General features: G+C 46.7%; 19 protein-coding genes. 9 read left to right on the top strand and 10 right to left on the bottom strand.

What is annotated here, in order from left to right; genetic code table 11:
* Positions 1–62: 62 nt before the first annotated feature.
* Both IEW88_RS03250 and IEW88_RS03245 read left to right on the top strand, forming a co-directional pair.
* Positions 63–341, top strand: a complete 279-nt coding sequence (locus tag IEW88_RS03250; RefSeq protein WP_053425326.1) for a peptidylprolyl isomerase — start codon at positions 63–65, stop codon at positions 339–341.
* A 24-nt stretch (positions 342–365) separates the two neighbouring features.
* Positions 366–887 carry a GNAT family N-acetyltransferase gene (locus IEW88_RS03245; RefSeq protein ID WP_053425325.1) on the top strand — a complete coding sequence of 174 codons (522 nt, stop codon included), beginning with the start codon at positions 366–368 and terminating at the stop codon, positions 885–887.
* A 12-nt stretch (positions 888–899) separates the two neighbouring features.
* Here the strand turns inward: IEW88_RS03245 and IEW88_RS03240 are convergent, their stop codons facing one another.
* Entirely contained in the window at positions 900–2,162 is a 1,263-nt protein-coding gene (locus IEW88_RS03240; RefSeq protein ID WP_147902774.1) for a DEAD/DEAH box helicase, read from the bottom strand.
* A gap of 117 nt (positions 2,163–2,279) precedes the next feature.
* Here IEW88_RS03240 and IEW88_RS03235 point away from each other — a divergent pair, with 117 nt between their 5' ends.
* Both IEW88_RS03235 and IEW88_RS03230 read left to right on the top strand, forming a co-directional pair.
* A complete protein-coding gene (locus IEW88_RS03235) occupies positions 2,280–2,615 on the top strand; it encodes a GIY-YIG nuclease family protein (RefSeq protein WP_229670260.1) in 336 nt (111 codons plus the stop codon).
* A gap of 27 nt (positions 2,616–2,642) precedes the next feature.
* Positions 2,643–3,554: an AEC family transporter gene (locus IEW88_RS03230; protein ID WP_147902775.1), complete on the top strand. Its 912-nt coding sequence runs from the start codon at positions 2,643–2,645 to the stop codon at positions 3,552–3,554.
* On the opposite strand, the gene IEW88_RS03225 is transcribed toward IEW88_RS03230, so the two are convergent.
* Positions 3,511–4,011: an HPP family protein gene (locus tag IEW88_RS03225; protein WP_221411337.1), complete on the bottom strand. Its 501-nt coding sequence runs from the start codon at positions 4,009–4,011 to the stop codon at positions 3,511–3,513. The genes IEW88_RS03230 and IEW88_RS03225 overlap by 44 nt on opposite strands.
* A 104-nt stretch (positions 4,012–4,115) precedes the next feature.
* Here IEW88_RS03225 and IEW88_RS03220 point away from each other — a divergent pair, with 104 nt between their 5' ends.
* Positions 4,116–4,691, top strand: a complete 576-nt coding sequence (locus IEW88_RS03220; RefSeq protein WP_147902776.1) for a TetR/AcrR family transcriptional regulator — start codon at positions 4,116–4,118, stop codon at positions 4,689–4,691.
* On the opposite strand, the gene IEW88_RS03215 is transcribed toward IEW88_RS03220, so the two are convergent.
* On the bottom strand, positions 4,688–4,870 hold the full coding sequence (locus tag IEW88_RS03215; RefSeq protein WP_053425321.1) for a type II toxin-antitoxin system antitoxin: 183 nt from the start codon (positions 4,868–4,870) through the stop codon (positions 4,688–4,690). The two genes, IEW88_RS03220 and IEW88_RS03215, sit on opposite strands and share 4 nt — an antisense overlap.
* A gap of 12 nt (positions 4,871–4,882) precedes the next feature.
* Positions 4,883–5,734, bottom strand: a complete 852-nt coding sequence (locus IEW88_RS03210) for an SPFH domain-containing protein (protein ID WP_053425320.1) — start codon at positions 5,732–5,734, stop codon at positions 4,883–4,885.
* 167 nt (positions 5,735–5,901) lie between these two features.
* Here IEW88_RS03210 and IEW88_RS03205 point away from each other — a divergent pair, with 167 nt between their 5' ends.
* The gene (locus tag IEW88_RS03205) at positions 5,902–6,450 is read left to right on the top strand and encodes an excisionase family DNA-binding protein (RefSeq protein WP_147902777.1); all 549 of its coding nucleotides are present in this window, start codon (positions 5,902–5,904) and stop codon (positions 6,448–6,450) included.
* A 54-nt stretch (positions 6,451–6,504) separates the two neighbouring features.
* Here IEW88_RS03205 and tyrS read toward each other — a convergent pair whose 3' ends face one another.
* Positions 6,505–7,707 carry a tyrosine--tRNA ligase gene (tyrS, locus tag IEW88_RS03200; RefSeq protein ID WP_147902778.1) on the bottom strand — a complete coding sequence of 401 codons (1,203 nt, stop codon included), beginning with the start codon at positions 7,705–7,707 and terminating at the stop codon, positions 6,505–6,507.
* 162 nt (positions 7,708–7,869) lie between these two features.
* Here tyrS and IEW88_RS03195 point away from each other — a divergent pair, with 162 nt between their 5' ends.
* Positions 7,870–9,177 (top strand): peptidoglycan DD-metalloendopeptidase family protein, encoded by a 1,308-nt coding sequence (locus IEW88_RS03195; RefSeq protein ID WP_147902779.1) that lies wholly within the window; start codon positions 7,870–7,872, stop codon positions 9,175–9,177.
* Entirely contained in the window at positions 9,177–10,286 is a 1,110-nt protein-coding gene (locus IEW88_RS03190) for an anhydro-N-acetylmuramic acid kinase (RefSeq protein WP_147902780.1), read from the top strand. Before IEW88_RS03195 ends, IEW88_RS03190 begins: the two co-directional genes overlap by 1 nt.
* Before the next feature lie 15 nt (positions 10,287–10,301).
* Here the strand turns inward: IEW88_RS03190 and IEW88_RS03185 are convergent, their stop codons facing one another.
* The 5 genes from IEW88_RS03185 to hrcA all read right to left on the bottom strand — a co-directional run bounded on the left by IEW88_RS03185 (position 10,302) and on the right by hrcA (position 15,650).
* Positions 10,302–10,856, bottom strand: a complete 555-nt coding sequence (locus tag IEW88_RS03185; RefSeq protein ID WP_147902781.1) for a PqiC family protein — start codon at positions 10,854–10,856, stop codon at positions 10,302–10,304.
* The gene (gene pqiB / locus IEW88_RS03180) at positions 10,856–12,610 is read right to left on the bottom strand and encodes an intermembrane transport protein PqiB (protein ID WP_147902782.1); all 1,755 of its coding nucleotides are present in this window, start codon (positions 12,608–12,610) and stop codon (positions 10,856–10,858) included. Before pqiB ends, IEW88_RS03185 begins: the two co-directional genes overlap by 1 nt.
* The gene (locus IEW88_RS03175; RefSeq protein WP_147902783.1) at positions 12,603–13,883 is read right to left on the bottom strand and encodes a PqiA/YebS family transporter subunit; all 1,281 of its coding nucleotides are present in this window, start codon (positions 13,881–13,883) and stop codon (positions 12,603–12,605) included. Before IEW88_RS03175 ends, pqiB begins: the two co-directional genes overlap by 8 nt.
* A 142-nt stretch (positions 13,884–14,025) precedes the next feature.
* Entirely contained in the window at positions 14,026–14,595 is a 570-nt protein-coding gene (gene grpE / locus IEW88_RS03170; protein ID WP_053425312.1) for a nucleotide exchange factor GrpE, read from the bottom strand.
* A gap of 29 nt (positions 14,596–14,624) precedes the next feature.
* Positions 14,625–15,650: a heat-inducible transcriptional repressor HrcA gene (hrcA, locus tag IEW88_RS03165; protein ID WP_053425311.1), complete on the bottom strand. Its 1,026-nt coding sequence runs from the start codon at positions 15,648–15,650 to the stop codon at positions 14,625–14,627.
* 191 nt (positions 15,651–15,841) lie between these two features.
* Between hrcA and nadK the strand changes: the two genes are divergently transcribed.
* On the top strand, positions 15,842–16,735 hold the full coding sequence (gene nadK / locus IEW88_RS03160; RefSeq protein WP_053425310.1) for an NAD(+) kinase: 894 nt from the start codon (positions 15,842–15,844) through the stop codon (positions 16,733–16,735).
* Positions 16,736–16,767 lie beyond the last annotated feature (32 nt).

The following is a 16,767-nucleotide window of genomic DNA, read 5'->3' as shown; positions in this document are numbered from 1 at the left end:
AGTTTTGCTCCTGCGCACCTTGACGTTATACAATAAGTTTTCGTTTTGAAGGAGCAATCTGCATGGCCAAAGCCTGTGCCTGCCATATTCTGGTTAAAACTGCAGCTGAAGCAGAGAAGTTAAAACAACTACTGGCCAAAGGTGCCAGTTTTCATGACTTAGCTAAAAAACATTCGTTGTGCCCTTCCGGCAAAAAAGGCGGGGATTTAGGAGAGTTTAAACCAGGTCAGATGGTCAGAGCTTTTGACGAAGTGGTGTTTAAAAAGGCGGTTCTGGAAGTGCATGGCCCGGTGAAAACCCAGTTTGGTTACCACCTGATTAAAACTTTGTATCGAAGCTAACAGCAGCAATCACTGGAGAACCAGATGCGTTTTGTGCTCTGTAATTATGAAGAACATGCCGAAGCTATTCTGGCTATTTTTAACCACGCTATTTTGCATACCACAGCTTTGTATGAATACAAGCCACGTACTATGACCACGATGCAGCAATGGTTTGCTAACAAAACGGCAGGCAATTTCCCGGTGTTAGGACTGCTGAATGAGCAGGGCCAACTGGTGGCTTTTGGCAGTTATGGCACCTTCAGAGCTTTTCCGGCTTTCAAATATTCAGTCGAGCACTCAGTCTATGTAGCACCGGATCAGCAAGGGAAAGGCTATGGAGCTCTGATGTTGCAGCAAATTATTCAGCAGGCGCAACTGGAAAATTATCATCTGCTGATTGGAGGTATTGATGCGGCTAATGAAGCCAGTATTGCGTTACATACCAAACATGGCTTCAGACACAGTGGCACTATCACTCAGGCGGGTTTCAAATTTGGCCGCTGGTTAGATTTGGCCTTTTATCAGCTGACCTTAAATACGCCAGTCGAGCCTGTAGACGGCTGACCGGCCTGGTGATTATTTTTTACCTAGCAACTGTGAGCGTAATTTAGCCTTTTCTTTAGCCAGCTGTTTATTGCGGCTGGCGACTTTTTGCACCCGTTCTTCTTCGGCATCGGCTTTTTTGCTGCTGTGATTCATTTTCGGATCATGCTCATACCCAGGTAATACCTGTTGCGTGATCACTTGTTTGGTCAGTTTCTCAATAGCTTGTAACATCACCAGATCATCAGGCGTGACTAAACTTATGGCTAAACCCGAGTTTCCGGCCCGGCCTGTCCGGCCAATGCGGTGTACATAATCTTCCGCCACCTGTGGTAAATCGTAGTTCACTACTATAGGTAGCTCTTCAATATCTAAACCGCGAGCCGCGATGTCAGTCGCCACTAACACACTTAATCTGTTGTTCTTAAAGTCATCCAGCGCTTTAGTGCGGGCGCCCTGACTTTTATCACCATGGATAGCACCTGCCTCAATCCCATCTAAACGTAATTGTTTCGCCAGACGGTCAGCACCATGTTTAGTACGGCTGAAAATCAGCACCTGTTTCCACTGCCGTGAGCCAATCAGATAAGACAACATTTCACGCTTGCGCTGCGAATCCACACGATAGGCCAGTTGCTCTATTTTCTCTGCGGTACTGTTGGGTTTAGCGACTTCAATCAGTACAGGAGATTTTAATAAGGTATCAGCCAGCTCTTTGATTTCTTTAGCAAAAGTCGCAGAGAAAAACAGTGTCTGTCGCTCTTTGGGCAGGCGCGCCATAATACGTTTAATGTCGTGAATAAAACCCATATCCAGCATACGGTCGGCTTCATCCAGCACCAGAATTTGCAGCTCTGACAAACTGACAGTGCCCTGATGCAAATGATCAAGCAAACGCCCTGGTGTGGCGACCAGAATATCTAAACCTCTGCTTGCCTGATCATATTGCGGATTTATTGACACACCGCCATAAAAAACCGCGTATTTCAGTGGCAAGTCCGCACCATAAGCTTTGACACTGTCAGCGACCTGCTGCGCCAGTTCACGGGTTGGCGTCAGTACTAAACAACGCACCTGCAGATTATTCACTTTGCTGGTATTTTTACTGAGCAACTGTAGTACGGGCAAGGTAAAAGCAGCTGTTTTTCCAGTACCCGTCTGAGCGCCAGCTAATACGTCTTTGCCTTCCAAGATCACGGGTATGGTTTGCTGCTGAATAGGGGTTGGCGTGTGATACCCCTGATTGGTCACAGCAGAAAGAATACGGGGATCTAAACCAAGCGTGGCAAATGACATGCAATTTCCTTTAAAGTATCGGCTTTGAAACATCTATACCCAAATCTCCTGAGGCTACGGCTTCAGGTGCTAAAGGTATAAATCGTCGCTAGTTTAGCAGAACTAACAGGACAAGGCATGACAGCAGTATCATCCCCATGGTTTGTTTATATGGTGCGCACCACAGCAGATACTTTGTATACGGGCATCAGCACTGATCCAGAACGGCGTTTACGTCAACATAAGGGGGAATTAACGGGTGGGGCTAAAGCACTTAAAGGCAAAGGTCCTTTAGAGTTAGTTTTTACTCACCCTATGCCGTGCCGCTCTTCAGCCAGCAAATTGGAGTATCAGCTGAAACGATGGACAAAAAAAGACAAAGAGTTGTTGCTAAGGCAAGAGATTAGACAGCTGAACCTGCTAGAGCAGCTATCAGGCGAAAGTCGCATAGGCACAGAAGCCGCTTCAGATTAGACTGGCTGAAAAGCATAAGGAGTTGTGATGGAAAATTTTGCTTTAGTCCTGATCTATCTGATGATTGGTGCCCTGCTACGCAGACTGCCGCAATTTCCTCAAGATACAGGTTTAGTGCTGAATCAGTATGTGCTTTTTGTTGCTTTACCTGCTCTGGTACTGCAAAAAATTCCTTTGTTAGAATTTTCCAGTCAGCTTTGGTTGCCCGCTATCACGCCCTGGGTGCTACTGATCATAGTGGCTGGCTTAGTGATCCTCGCCGGTAAAGTGTGGCACTGGGAGAAAACCACAGTAGGGGCCTTGCTGGTGGTACTCCCCTTGGGCAATACCTCTTTTTTAGGTTTTCCTATGGTAGAAGCATTTTTTGGTGAAAAAGCCCTGCCCTTTGCGATGATTTACGATCAGGCGGGCTCTTTTGTCGCTTTGGCGACTTATTCCACCTTGCTGGCGGCTTGGTATAACCCGAATGCAACTACCCCCAGCGCCTTGCAAATGCTGATGCGTGTAATCACTTTCCCATCTTTTGTCGCTTTGGCTGTAGCCTTAGCCCTTAAATCCTGGCCTTATCCGCAGTTTTTTAGCCAGCTGCTAGATAGTCTGGCCGCAACTTTAGTGCCGGTGATAATGATAGCCGTAGGTTTTCAGTTCAGATTGCAACTGGATAACGAAGACACCAAACCTTTAATTTTTGCCTTAGGAGTTAAACTGCTTCTGATGCCTGTATTAGCCTTAACTTTTTTAAGCTTTTTCCAGCCAGAGCCCTTATTGCTGCAGGTCGTAGTATTTGAAGCCGCCATGCCGCCTATGGTATCTGCCGGTGCTATCGCTATTGGTGCAGGGCTGGCACTGCGTTTAGTGCCAGCTTTGGTAGGTTTGGGTTTACTGCTTAGTTTTATCAGTCTTCCGCTTTGGTACTTACTACTGCAGCTTTACGTTTAACTAAATGTTGATGGCCTTTCCTGTGACTTTGATGATAATAATGAGCCACCACCACCATCAGCACAGAACCTGTCAGCACAGGGTTCAACAAAAACCACCAGTCCGGCGCTGTCAGCATAATCAGTAAAGTAGTAGCACCTGCAGGCGGATGAGTAATTTTCAGCAGTACCATCAAACCTATAGCTAACCCGACAGCAATAGACAGACTCCATACAGTTAGACCAAAACTATGCACAAAAGTCAGGCCAATCAACGCGGCTAAAAAATGCCCCGCTATCACATTTTTTGCTTTACCAAGCGGACTACCCGGCAAGGCAAACAAAATCACTGCGGTAGCGCCAAAAGGTGCCACCAGCCATAACTGCTGCCATTGTTGCAGCAAAGCCAATAATGCCATCACCAATGCTGCACCAGAACCCGCTAACACAGCTTGCACCCAGACTTTATGTTCAGTCACAGTATCACCTCTTAAAGTAGACCAGTTTGTCTACCAACGAATTGCATTGTAGACAGACTGGTCTACCTGTGTCAAGCTAAGTCTCTACTATGGTGAGGACATGTATGGAACCGGATAAAAAACAACAACTTGTTGAAACAGCTTTAAGCTTGTTTTATCGTCACGGTGTGCATGCTGTAGGTATTAATCAGATTTTAGAACAGTCTGCTGTGGCTAAAAAAACGCTGTATCACCATTTCGTCAGCAAAGACGAGCTGTTATTGGCGACACTGGAACTTCGGCATCAGCGCTTTTATCAGTGGCTGGAGCATCAGTTTAATACTAATGAAAACATAAGCCCGGTAGATCAACTCTTTGATGCCTTGGGTTTTTGGTTTGAAGGCAACGCGAAGCCTTTAGGGCCTTTTTTTGGCTGCTATTTTCAAAATTGCGCTGCAGAATACCATGGCCCAGACAGCACCGTATTGCAGCTTTGCGCCCAGCATAAACGCAAGGTGAGAGACTTAGTGAACACTCAACTGCAGAGTTGTCAGCTATCAGAGGAAACTCAGTCTTTATTGCTGGATGGTTTGATGTTGCTGAAAGAAGGCGCCATCAGTATGGCTTTAGTGCACGCCGATGCCACAGTGGCTCAGCATGCCAAACAACAAGCCAGGCTGCTGATGCAGGCCTTGCGTTAATCTGGCTCTGCAACTGATTCTGCCGGAGGTTTTTTCTTTAGCCGTCCGGACTGAATAAGTGCCTCTCGTAACAAATATTCTATCTGACCGTTCACACTGCGAAACTCATCGTCAGCCCAATGCTGCAAAGCATGCAGCACTGTTTCATCAATACGTAACGCAAAAGCTTTTTTTGACACACTGCTCTCCGCTTAATACAAAGTGCCAGTGTTGATCACAGGTTGCACCTGATGATCACCACAAAGCACGACGAGCAAGTTACTGACCATAGCGGCTTTGCGCTCTTCGTCCAGTTGCACCATGTTTTTTTCAGATAAACGCGCCAATGCCAGTTCAACCATACCTACAGCCCCCTCAACCAATTGCTGACGAGCCATCACCACAGCACGCGCTTGCTGACGTTGCAACATAGCGCTGGCAATCTCAGGCGCATAAGCCAAATGGCTGATCCGTGCTTCCAGCACTTCAACACCGGCTTTATCCAATCGAGCTTGAATTTCACCTTTGAGCAAATCGGTCACTTCAGGGCCATTGCTGCGCAGGCTGATATCGATGTCGTCTGCTGCTTCATACGGATAACTGGACGCCAAAAACCGCAGTGCTGCTTCACTTTGAATACTGACAAAGTTTTCGTAATCTTCCACTTCAAACACAGCTTCAGCACTGTCTACCACTTTCCACACCACAACGGCCGCAATTTCCACCGGGTTGCCACTGTGATCGTTCACCTTTAATTTGCCGCTTTCAAAGTTACGAACCCGCAGTGACACTTTTTGTTTACTGTAAAAAGGATTTGCCCAACGTAAGCCTGTTTGTAGGTCAGAGCCGACGTAACGGCCAAACAGCTGCAGTACGGCACATTGGTTGGGCTGCACCATGTAGAAGCCAAAAAAACCAATTCCCACAAAAATCAGCGCCAGTATCGCTACCAGTTTTAGTGGTCCACCTAAGACCAGCAGACCAAAACCAGATAAAACAAAGACTGCCGGAAGCACAGCTAACATCATTAAACCACTGCGGCTTGTTGCCAGATACTCTTTCATTTCGGCTCCTTAATTTGATATCAATTTAATATCAAATTAGCTTCATTTAAAAAAAGCGCAAGGTAATATGTATAAAAAACATGCTATCAGTCACAAAAACTTCAGACTTCATTGACATCACCTCATTTGATAAATATGATAAAATTAATCAAATCAGAAAGTATATTATGTCAGAGCAACATCAACTTCTTTCTACTCGTCAGGCAGCTACCCTGCTTGGAGTTTCAGTGCGCACTATCCAGCTTTGGGTTGAACAAGGCTTATTGAGTGCATGGAAAACACCTGGGGGACACAGACGTATAGTGCAGGAGTCTCTGCTGGGTTTGTTACATAAAAGACAAAAATCCCCGCCGCTGACACATCTGTTATGCGTAGATCTGGATGCAGATTTTTTCAAATTAATTCAAGCCTTGTGTAAGCAGTGGCATTTTCCAATTGAATTAAAATATGCGCGCAACGCTGTAGAAGCTTTATTGATGATGGGTGAACATAAACCTGAACTCGTCATGATGATGGCTGACCAGCCAGGAATAGATTTACCCATGCTGCTCAACGAGCTTACTCAACATCAGGTGAAACTTGCCCTGCTCTGTGCTGAAGACCCAGAGCCAAAGCTGAGTATTGATATTATTTGGCTGCACCTGCCATTTGACCCGTCACAATTTAAGGCAGAATTACAAAAGCTGCTATTTGCCCGCTTACAACAAGCCAGCTAATCACAACATAAAAAAACCGGCATCAAAGCCGGTTTTGTTAGAATAAATCAGAGCTTAGACCAGACTGACTTTAGCAAACTTACGTTTACCGACCTGGAAGATGTGATGGCTGCCTTTGGCAAATTCCATTTTGCTGTCTTCCACCTTAGTTTCACCATCGAGCTTGACCGCACCTTGCTTAATCATACGCAAAGCCTCTGAAGTGCTTTCAACCAGACCTGCTTCTTTTAATAAGTTGGCAATCTGGATACTGTCTGATGTTAAGGTCAAGGTCAGTTCAGGAATATCATCCGGCAAGGCGTTTTTCTGAAAACGCTGGATAAAATCCTGCTCAGCAGCATCCGCTGCCGCCCCGTCATGGAAACGGGCAATAATTTCCTTTGCCAGCTCAATTTTGATATCACGTGGGTTACGACCTTCAGCCGCTTGTTGCTTCAGTGCCGCAATATCAGCGATAGGACGGAAACTCAGCAAATCGTAATAACGCCACATCAGCTCATCGCTGATGGACATGACTTTGCCAAACATTTCACCCGGCGTGTCTGTGATACCAATATAGTTGCCCAAAGATTTGGACATTTTCTGCACACCGTCCAGGCCTTCCAGCAATGGCACCATAATAATAGTTTGCGGCCGCTGACCTTCGTCTTTTTGCAGCTCACGGCCCATCAGCAGGTTAAAGCGCTGATCGGTGCCGCCCATTTCGATATCGGCTTCTAAAGCAACAGAGTCCCAGCCTTGCACCAGCGGATATAAAAACTCGTGGATAGCAATAGACTGGTTATTAGCATAACGCTTTTTAAAGTCATCACGCTCCAGCATACGGGCTACGGTTTGACGCGCTGCCAGTTTGATCATGCCAGCCGCACCTAACTTTTCCATCCATTCGGAGTTAAAAGCCACGCGGGTTTTTGCCGGATCAAGAATTTTAAACACCTGCTCTTTATAAGTCTGCGCATTGGCCAGCACATCTTCGCGGGTCAAAGGCTTACGTGTGACGTTTTTACCTGTTGGGTCGCCAATCATGCCGGTGAAGTCGCCTATCAGGAAAATAACCTCATGACCCAACTGTTGAAAGGTACGTAATTTGTTGATCAGAACCGTATGGCCCAAGTGCAAATCTGGCGCAGTTGGATCAAAACCTGCTTTGATTTTTAAAGGTTTTCCTTCCTTTAACTTGGCAATAAGTTCTTCTTCTAACAAAATCTCTTCGCAGCCGCGTTTTATCTCAGCCAGCGCCTGCTCCCAGTGAGCCATGGTCTACTCCTAAATATCTTTGTATTTGGCAAAATTCCAAGCCTGCATTCTAACGAAACATTTCTTTAGATCAAACCAACAAAAGTGTGGCATCAGGTAAAAAATCGTTATATGCTCGTTTTTTTATTGGTTTGTCTGATAATAATAAGAGATGCGCTTTCTATGATTTCTTCTTTGCCTATCAAACATCGGTTATTAATCGGCGCTTTAAGCGGCATTGTTGCCGTTATGCTGTTGATCCCGTCAGAACAAGCTTCAGCCTCCAGAACTACAGAAACTTCTGAGTTGGAAGTTGGAAAAAGATACAGTATTGATATTCCTTTGGTGGAAGAGAAAATTGCGGCTGAACAGCTGGCAACTCTTCCACACGAAGATAACTCACTGGAGTGGGTGACTATCGATGTGAAAAAAGGCGATATTCTGTCGGCTATTTTCCGCAAAGCTAAATTAGATCAAGCCACAATGCAGGAAGTGTTAGAGCTGGGTAAACCAGTCAAAACCTTAACCCGTATTTTCCCCGGCGAGCAAATTGAGTTTGGTTTAGATAACCAGGGCAAGTTGCAGGAAATCCGTTATCCAATCAACAACCTGAAAACTTTGCGGGTACAGCGTACTGCCAATGGCAAGTTTGCAGCCGAAGAGTTATTAAAAGAAGTTGAAACCCGCACTGAAGTGGTCAGTGGTGTGGTTAACGGTTCATTCTGGAACGCAGGTCTGGAAGCGGGTTTAACCGAAGCTCAGATGCTGACTCTGGCCAACAACATTTTCAGCTACGACATCGACTTTGGTTTAGATATCAAAGCAGGTGACAGCTTTAGCGTGATTTTTGAGACCCGTTATGCCGACGGTCAATTTGTTGGTAACGGGAATATTCTCGCCGCACAGTTTAAAAACGAAGGCCAGGTGTATCAGGCAGTTCGTCACAAGGACGGCGCTTTTTACAAGCCGGACGGTAAAGGCACAAAACAAGCCTTCTTACGAGCCCCGGTTAGCTTCCAGTATGTCAGCTCCAATTTTAACCCTCGCCGTTTACACCCAGTGTTAAAGAAAGTAAAGCCTCATAATGGTGTCGACTATGTTGCTGCAGTCGGGACCCCTATTATGGCGGCTGGTGATGGTAAAGTGATTGCATCAACCCGTAACGGAGTGAATGGTAACTACGTGTTTATTAAGCATAAAAACAACATAGTGACCAAATACCTACACTTATCCAAACGTGATGTGAAGCAAGGTGAAAACGTGAAACAAGGTCAGGTTATAGGTCGCTTAGGCGCCACTGGCCGTGTCACTGGCGCTCACCTGCACTACGAATTTGTGGTCGGCGGTGTACACCGTAATCCACGTACTGTGAAATTACCTCAGGCAGATGCACTGTCTACCAGCGAACGTGTTGCTTTTGTGAATCAAGCAAAACAGCTGATTGCACAAATGCAAAACCACGAGCGGATCACAGTAGCCGCTGCTGAGTAATGTCCAGCTTGTACATAGGTATAATGTCCGGCACCAGTCTCGATGGCATCGATCTGGTGCTGGTTCGTTTTGGGCCGCGACCTCAAGATAAACTCCAACCTGAATTACTCGACTCTCTGCTTTGTCCTTTTTCTGAACTATTACGTCAGCAATTAAGCCAATTAGCCCAGTCCGGCCCCAACGAGCTGGAATTGATGGGTCAGGTGGAGCAGCAACTGGCCTTAGCTTATGCAGATGCGATCAAGCAATTATTAGCAAAGGCCAAAGTAGCTGCTGAACAAATAAGCGCCATTGGCTGTCATGGCCAAACCATTCGTCACCGCCCTTATGCGCAGTTTCCTTTTACTTATCAGATTGGAGATATGTTCCGTCTGGCTGCACAAACGCAAATCCGGGTGATTGCCGATTTTCGTCGTAAAGACATGGCGTATGGCGGGCAAGGTGCCCCTTTGGTACCAGCTTTTCACAAAGCTATTTTTGCAAAGCCAGACAGCTATCGCGCCATTTTAAATATTGGTGGTATCGCCAATATCACCTTGTTGCAACCCAATATGCCAGTGCGTGGTTTTGATACTGGCCCTGGCAATGGCCTGATGGACAACTGGATCCAACAACAAGGTTTAGGTTTGTATGACAAAGATGGCCTTTATGCGGCCTCAGGCGTGGTACAGCAAGATTTATTAGCTAACCTTCTGTCAGATCCATACTTTCAGTTACAAGGCCCCAAAAGCACAGGCAGAGAGTATTTCAATCCACAGTGGCTGGCCCATAAGCTACTTGCGAATACCTATGCCGCGGCCGATGTGCAGCGCACGTTGACACGCTTTACTGCGGAGAGCATTAAAATCGCACTGGTCAATGAAGCCATAGAGGAGTTATTTGTCTGTGGGGGTGGCGCTTATAACAAAGTACTTTTCAGCGATTTGCAGCAGCTATTGCCTGCAGTACGGCTGCAGCAAACTGCAAGTTTAGGGATAAAAGCTGATGATGTGGAGGCTATGGCTTTTGCCTGGCTGGCTTATGCCTATGACCACAAGATCCCAGGTAATATTCCTGAAGTCACAGGCGCACGAAAAGCCGTGGTATTAGGTGCGGAATTTACCTACTAAATTCCACACTACTACTTATTGTTGTTCCACTACCTTTGCTATTTGTGTAGCAACCTGTCCCCAGCCTTGCCCTAAGGTTTTGACCACTTCGTCATAACCATCATCAGCAATAGCTAATTGCAGCTCAAAAGGCATTTGCTTCACGGTAGCGCCTGTGAGTAAATGCGCCTGACCACTGATCAGCACCACACCATCTGCTGTGGTATGGAACTGCGTCACCTGTACCGTCAGACGACTGTCTCCCGCCCCGTTTACCTGTTGAGTGACACGCCAGTCCGTTAAAGCGCCGGATAAATGTGCCTGCAAATTACGGGTCAGTTGCTGATCCAGAGCTTCGGCCCATTGATGAGTGCGGGTCAGCTGAAGGTTAACCTCATTGTTCTGATACACCAGCGCATTGCTGTTCAGGTAACTGGCCACCATCACTGGCTCTACCACCAACACTTTGCTGCTATCCACCACTGGTGCCTTGACCGCAACTGCTGGTAAACGGTAATACTGCAGTTCAGACGGAGAACTGCCACAACCGGCCAACGCCAGGCTTAAGACTACACAAGCTAAATAACGCATTAGTTGCCCTTCTCAGGTTCAGGATCTTTTGGCAGATCAGCATTAAAGATCAGAGAGTTACTTTGACTGTTCATGGTTTTAATCACAGGCTGTAAATCACGTAATAACTGATCCATCGACTGTAAATTTCCATTTAAACGCTCATAAGCCGGTGAGCCCGGCGAAAAACCAGCCAGAGTTTTGCGCAGCTCTGCCAGGCTTTGTTGTAAGTCTGCAGGTAATTGCTGCACTGCGTTATTTTTCACCAGCAAGTCCAGTGACTGGATCAGCTGTTCAGCGTTTTTCAGCATTTTTTCGCTTTGTGCCAAAGTAGCGGAACTTTGCGCTAACACATCTTCTACAGGCAGACGATTCACCTTATCCAGCACCTGCAGCACTTTCTGTTCAATATTGGCTAAACCGCTTGGGGCTGTTGGCATAATTTTCAGACCAGCGTGATCGGCTAGGGCAAAAGGTGCAGGCACAAAACCTTCGCTGGAAAATTCTGGCGGTTGTGTTGTAGTGACTTGAACTTTCTCAGACTGTTCAGCATCAGCCAAAGCTGGCATATCTACTTTAACTTTAGGTGTTTCAATTTGTGCATCAGTTTGCACCAGTTCAATATACAAAGCGCCCGTCAATAAACTACCAGTTTTTAGTACGGCTCTTAAGCCATGTTGTACTGCAGTTTCTAATTCCTGCGCCAGTTTTTTCAGGCTCATCTCACCAGCCAGACGGCCCGCTTCAACCCGCACCAATACAGGAATACCTTTTTTAAAGGCCACATCCAATGGATTATCCATGTTAAAAAAGTACGGCGCCATAGCCACAGTACCAATGCGTATACCTTTGTATTCCAAAGGAGCCCCAGCAGTTAAACCACGAATAGACTCATCAAAAAACAGCAGGTATTCGTTGTATTCGGTATATAAACCTTCTTTGATCGCTTTTTGATTTTTAAATAACTGAAACTCGCTGTTGCTAACCACTTTATCCCCAGCGGGCCAACCATCCAGCACATCAAAATGCACGCCGCCACTCAGTAGCGTGGCGATAGAGGCTAACTCCACTCGCACCCCTTGAGCAGAGACATCCAGCGCCATACCGCTGGCTTGCCAGAAGCGCACGTTTTCAGTGACCAAAGCATCATAAGGTGCACGTATAAACAACTGATAGGTCATATGACCTTGCTCAGCCACAAAATGACTGGTTTCTACCGTACCTACTGCATAACCATGATAAAGCACAGGATCGCCTACAGCTAAAGCTGTCGCATCATCACTTAACAACGTCACACGAACCCCAGGCGCATCAGCCGGTGCTATAGGTGGACTGTCGAGCAGCTCGTAATAATACTTCTGTACATTGGCTTTACCTGGCTGTAATTCAATATAAGCACCTGATAACAATGTATTTAAACCACTGACACCACCACGCCCTACCGTAGGCTTAACCACCCATAACTGAGAGTCTTCATTGAGTAAAGGCTCAATACCGGGATCCATCCGAGCTTTGATTAACACTTTGCTTAAATCTTCTGATAGCTGCACGGATTCGACCCGGCCTATATCCACACTACGACTTTTGATCTGGGTTTTACCTGCCACTATGCCCTCAGCATTGAGTGTGACTAAGGTGATCACGGGCCCCTGATTTTTCTGAGTGTAATAAAGCATCCAAATACCAATAGCCACAGCTATCACTGGCACTATCCAGATCGGAGATAATTGTCGGATCTTTTTCACCGCGGCCACCCGGCCCTGCGTCTTAGCCACGCTGCTTCTCCTCTTTTTTATTCCGTTGGTCCCACAATAAACGTGGGTCAAAACTCATAGCGGCGAGCATGGTGGTGATCACCACAGTCGCAAAAATTATCGCACCCATACCAGGGTACACGCCCATCAATAAATCAAATCGAACCAATGCCGCCAGAATAGCGACCACTAAAACATCCACCATGGACCAACGGCCAATCCAGTCGACCAGTAAATACACCCTGGTCGATAGCAACTGCCGCTTATGTCCACTGTGACTGGCAAGATAACAGAGCCAAAACATCACAGCGATTTTCACCACTGGTACCACCACGCTGGCCAATAAAATCACAATAGCGACAGGGTAAGCACCGTCCTGCCACATCAATATAATACCGCTGATGATTGTAGACTGAATGCTACTGCCCAAAGACACAGTCTCCATAATAGGCAGCAAGTTAGCTGGGATATACAACAAGGTAGCAGTAATCAACCAAGCCAAAGTTTTTTGCAGGCTGGCCGGAATGCGCGCCGTGACTTTGGTGCCGCAGCGACCGCAGTGTTTTTGCTCCAGCGGCACTATGGCAGTGCAGCAGCTGCAACTGGCTAAATTCAGCGACATACCGGTTCGTCCGGCAAAATCAGCGGAAACAGGTTGAGGCGTTGCAGCTATCGACTCCCACAAGGCATGACGGTCTATCACCTGGAAAGTGCGCAAATGCAACAAACAAAACAGGCAAAAAGCCCAGAAACTCATTCCGACAGAAATATCGGCATAGACCACCAGTTTGACAAAAGCGACCAGAATACCAATAAGGAAAATATCCACCATACTCCAAGGTTTAAGCATATACAGCACACGGGCAGTCCAGACTAAACCACGGACACGGCGCACCATGCCAAGTTTGATATAAATCACCGCCAACATACAAAAAGCCGGGATCGCCTGAATAAATAACCAAACCAGTACAGCCAGCCATTGCTGGTGTTCGTTAAACAAGACGGAGGAGGTATCAAAGAAACTCATGATATGGACGTTACCCGCCACATCCATGCCAATAAAAGGAAAGAGGTTTGCCAGGATCAGCATAAACAACGAACTAGCAGCGTAGAGTACAGGGCGCAACACCGGATCTTTCTGACGCATATCCAGTAAATAACCACAGCGGCTGCAAGCCGCTTCCTGACCAATAGCCAATAAGGGCAATTGCTGCAATAGATCGCAGTGGCGACAAAGCACCAGTTCAGTAACAGGTTGCGCGGGCTGCGTTACACCAGACTCCAGATCAGACAAAAAGATTCCTTTGCAAATGCCTACACTGCGATGAAGCTATTGTAAAAGCCCGCAAGGATAAAGCCCAGTAAAAAATAAGGGGGCAGAGACATCAGATGCTGGCATCCCATGTCTCTTCCCCCTGCTTTTACGCAGTTGCTTGTTATTCAACAGCTTTAGATACACCCACCATAGCAGGACGTACTAAACGACCGTTCAGCTCGTAACCTTTCTGCATCACAAAAGTCACAGTGTTTGGCGCTACATCAGCACTTGGCTGAATCGACATGGCCTGATGGAATTCAGGATTAAACGGCTGACCTTGCGGGTCAATTTGCTGCACACCGTTTTTCGCCAAGGTATCCAGTAAACCTTTTAAGGTTAAATCCACGCCTTCACCCAGAGCTTTCTGGCTGTCGTCTTCGCGATTTAAGAAAGTTAAAGCACGCTCGAGGTTGTCGACCACAGGCAATAAATCACCAGCGAAACGCTCCAGCGCAAATTTATGGGCTTTTTCAACATCCATGGCTGAACGACGACGGCTGTTGTCAGCTTCAGCTTTAATTCTAAGCATTAAATCATGCTGCTCTGCCAACTGGGCTTTTGCCTGCTGTAATTCTGCATCCAGCTTTGCAATAAGTTCCTGCTCCGGCGTCAGTTCTACCACTTGTTGCTCTGCCGCTGCTTCCGCAGCCTGTTGTTGTTCAGTTTGCACTTTATCTTGCTCGCTCATTAGTTACTACTCCACCATAGGTTGGCTTATTATGGGGATTGATTAAGATGATTCAAGTTAAAAAACATTTGTTGTGCTACAGCTTCAACTAAAGGCACAAAACGACCATAGTTCATCCGGCGTGGCCCAAGCAAGGCAATAAAGCCATGGGGCTCTGCACGGTAGCGTGCACAAATCAAACTCACCTTGGCTAAAGGTTCAATACCAGACTCACGTCCGAGTATTAATTTTGGTTGAGCATCCTGAGTGACAGGCGCTAATAACTTCACCAGACAGGACGGATTATCCAGCAACTCAATCACTTGCTGTAATTCCGGATCCCGGTGGTAGTCACTTGCCTGCATCAATTGATGCTGTCCATAAATCAGAGGCTGATGCTGCTGCATCTCATCCAGACTCAGCTGTGCCATAGCGGTTTGCACTAAAGTCTGAACTGCACCAGATTCTTGTTTTGCAATTAAAGCTAAACGGGAAATACCATCCAGCCAGTCCTGTCCACATAACGCCGCATTCAGTAAACACAAAACCCGGCTTAAGGTCTGGTTATCTATTAAATCGTCGTTAAACAGCACACGATGTAAAATATCACCGTCTTCGTCTATCACCACCAGCAGTAAGCGCTGTGTAGCCAGACGCACCAAATCAACCTGACGTATCACCCGGCCCTGACCTTTAGGCGCACTGACAATACTGACCATACCCGTTAAGTTAGCGAGCAACTGTCCGGCTTGCTGACAAAGCAGAGAGACAGGCAATTGTGGCGGTAAGTTCACCTGAATAGCGTCCAGCCAACGCCCGCTTAAAGGCTCAAGCTGTAACATTTTATCGATAAATAAGCGAATACCCGAAGTGGTTGGAACCCGACCAGCTGAGGTATGAGGAGAGCGGATAAACCCCTGCTGCTCCAGTAACATCATGGTATTGCGTACAGTAGCCGAACTGACACCAAGCTCTGACTGCTCACACAGCAGTTTAGAAGACACCGGCATACCATCCGTCAAATAATGCTCGACGATGAGTTTTAATATCAGTTCTGGTCTGCTTAACTGAACCACTACAGCTGTTACTCCGGTTAAAAAGACGACCCAACGACCAAAAATAAATACGCTCTGCTTATACTGCTATGTATTGTGGGGTCTTTATTTAAAAATTCAAGCCTTGCCCTTGTGCACTGCTCTGCGCCTGCAAAGCTGTTCGCTGCGAAAAACTATGGGTATACTGCATTTGCACTTTGAAAGGAACACTCATGAGTCAAAATCCAGGCAGCGCATTTCAAACCATTGGCCTTATTGGCAAACCGAATCATCCCGGCGCCAATACTACTCTTATCAGCCTGTATCAGTTTTTAACGGCACAAAAGCTACAGGTATACGTGGAAGAAAAAGTAGCAGAATCCCTGGCCTTGCCGGATGTAAAGGTGATGGATTTAGTGGAGCTGGGTAAAAACTGCGACCTGGCCATAGTGGTCGGTGGTGATGGCAATATGCTCGGAGCTGCGCGCGTATTAGCGCGATTTGGTGTCGCAGTCCTGGGTGTAAACCGCGGTAACTTAGGTTTTTTAACTGATTTGTCACCGGAAGATTTTGAAACGCCTTTAGCCGCAGTGCTGGCAGGTAATTTTGTCACCGAAAAACGCAATCTGCTGGAAGTCGAAGTCTATCGCAATGACTGCGTTAAAAGCAGTAACAGCGCGGTAAACGAAGCGGTATTACACGCTGATAAAGTAGCTCATATGATTGAGTTTGAAGCACATATCAATGGTGAATTTGTGTTTAGTCAGCGCTCTGATGGTTTAATTGTCAGCACGCCCACAGGCTCCACCGCCTATTCCTTGTCTGGAGGCGGCCCAATTTTGACGCCAGAACTGGATGCGATGAGCTTAGTGCCCATGTTTCCTCATACCTTAAGCAGCCGGCCTCTGGTGGTCTCTGGCACCAGTGAAATTGTACTCAAAGTATCGCCGAGTAACGACGCACATTTACAGGTCAGCTGTGACAGTCACGTCATTCTGGCCGTGATGCCTGGTGATGAGATCCGTATTCGTAAACACCCTAAGCCACTGAAACTGGTGCATCCACCGGGTTATAGCTACTTTAATGTGCTGCGTAACAAACTTGGTTGGGGCAGTAAACTCTACTAAAAAATTCTATGGCTCACTCCCTTGCTAAATAC

Origin of the sequence: Rheinheimera tangshanensis (assembly GCF_014645135.1) — a bacterium.
In the GTDB taxonomy this organism is placed as follows: Bacteria; Pseudomonadota; Gammaproteobacteria; order Enterobacterales; family Alteromonadaceae; genus Pararheinheimera; species Pararheinheimera tangshanensis.
This window is presented reverse-complemented; position numbering and strand designations above follow the sequence as displayed.

Coding starts and splice junctions, on each gene's coding strand:
- IEW88_RS03185 (WP_147902781.1), bottom strand. CDS start 10,856: ATGCGTTATTTAGCTTGTGTAGTCTTAAGCCTGGCGTTGGCCGGTTGT.
- IEW88_RS03240 (WP_147902774.1), bottom strand. CDS start 2,162: ATGTCATTTGCCACGCTTGGTTTAGATCCCCGTATTCTTTCTGCTGTG.
- tyrS (WP_147902778.1), bottom strand. CDS start 7,707: ATGGCTCACTGGGAGCAGGCGCTGGCTGAGATAAAACGCGGCTGCGAA.
- IEW88_RS03195 (WP_147902779.1), top strand. CDS start 7,870: ATGATTTCTTCTTTGCCTATCAAACATCGGTTATTAATCGGCGCTTTA.
- IEW88_RS03250 (WP_053425326.1), top strand. CDS start 63: ATGGCCAAAGCCTGTGCCTGCCATATTCTGGTTAAAACTGCAGCTGAA.
- IEW88_RS03230 (WP_147902775.1), top strand. CDS start 2,643: ATGGAAAATTTTGCTTTAGTCCTGATCTATCTGATGATTGGTGCCCTG.
- IEW88_RS03245 (WP_053425325.1), top strand. CDS start 366: ATGCGTTTTGTGCTCTGTAATTATGAAGAACATGCCGAAGCTATTCTG.
- IEW88_RS03235 (WP_229670260.1), top strand. CDS start 2,280: ATGACAGCAGTATCATCCCCATGGTTTGTTTATATGGTGCGCACCACA.
- grpE (WP_053425312.1), bottom strand. CDS start 14,595: ATGAGCGAGCAAGATAAAGTGCAAACTGAACAACAACAGGCTGCGGAA.
- nadK (WP_053425310.1), top strand. CDS start 15,842: ATGAGTCAAAATCCAGGCAGCGCATTTCAAACCATTGGCCTTATTGGC.
- IEW88_RS03190 (WP_147902780.1), top strand. CDS start 9,177: ATGTCCAGCTTGTACATAGGTATAATGTCCGGCACCAGTCTCGATGGC.
- IEW88_RS03205 (WP_147902777.1), top strand. CDS start 5,902: ATGTCAGAGCAACATCAACTTCTTTCTACTCGTCAGGCAGCTACCCTG.
- IEW88_RS03220 (WP_147902776.1), top strand. CDS start 4,116: ATGGAACCGGATAAAAAACAACAACTTGTTGAAACAGCTTTAAGCTTG.
- IEW88_RS03210 (WP_053425320.1), bottom strand. CDS start 5,734: ATGAAAGAGTATCTGGCAACAAGCCGCAGTGGTTTAATGATGTTAGCT.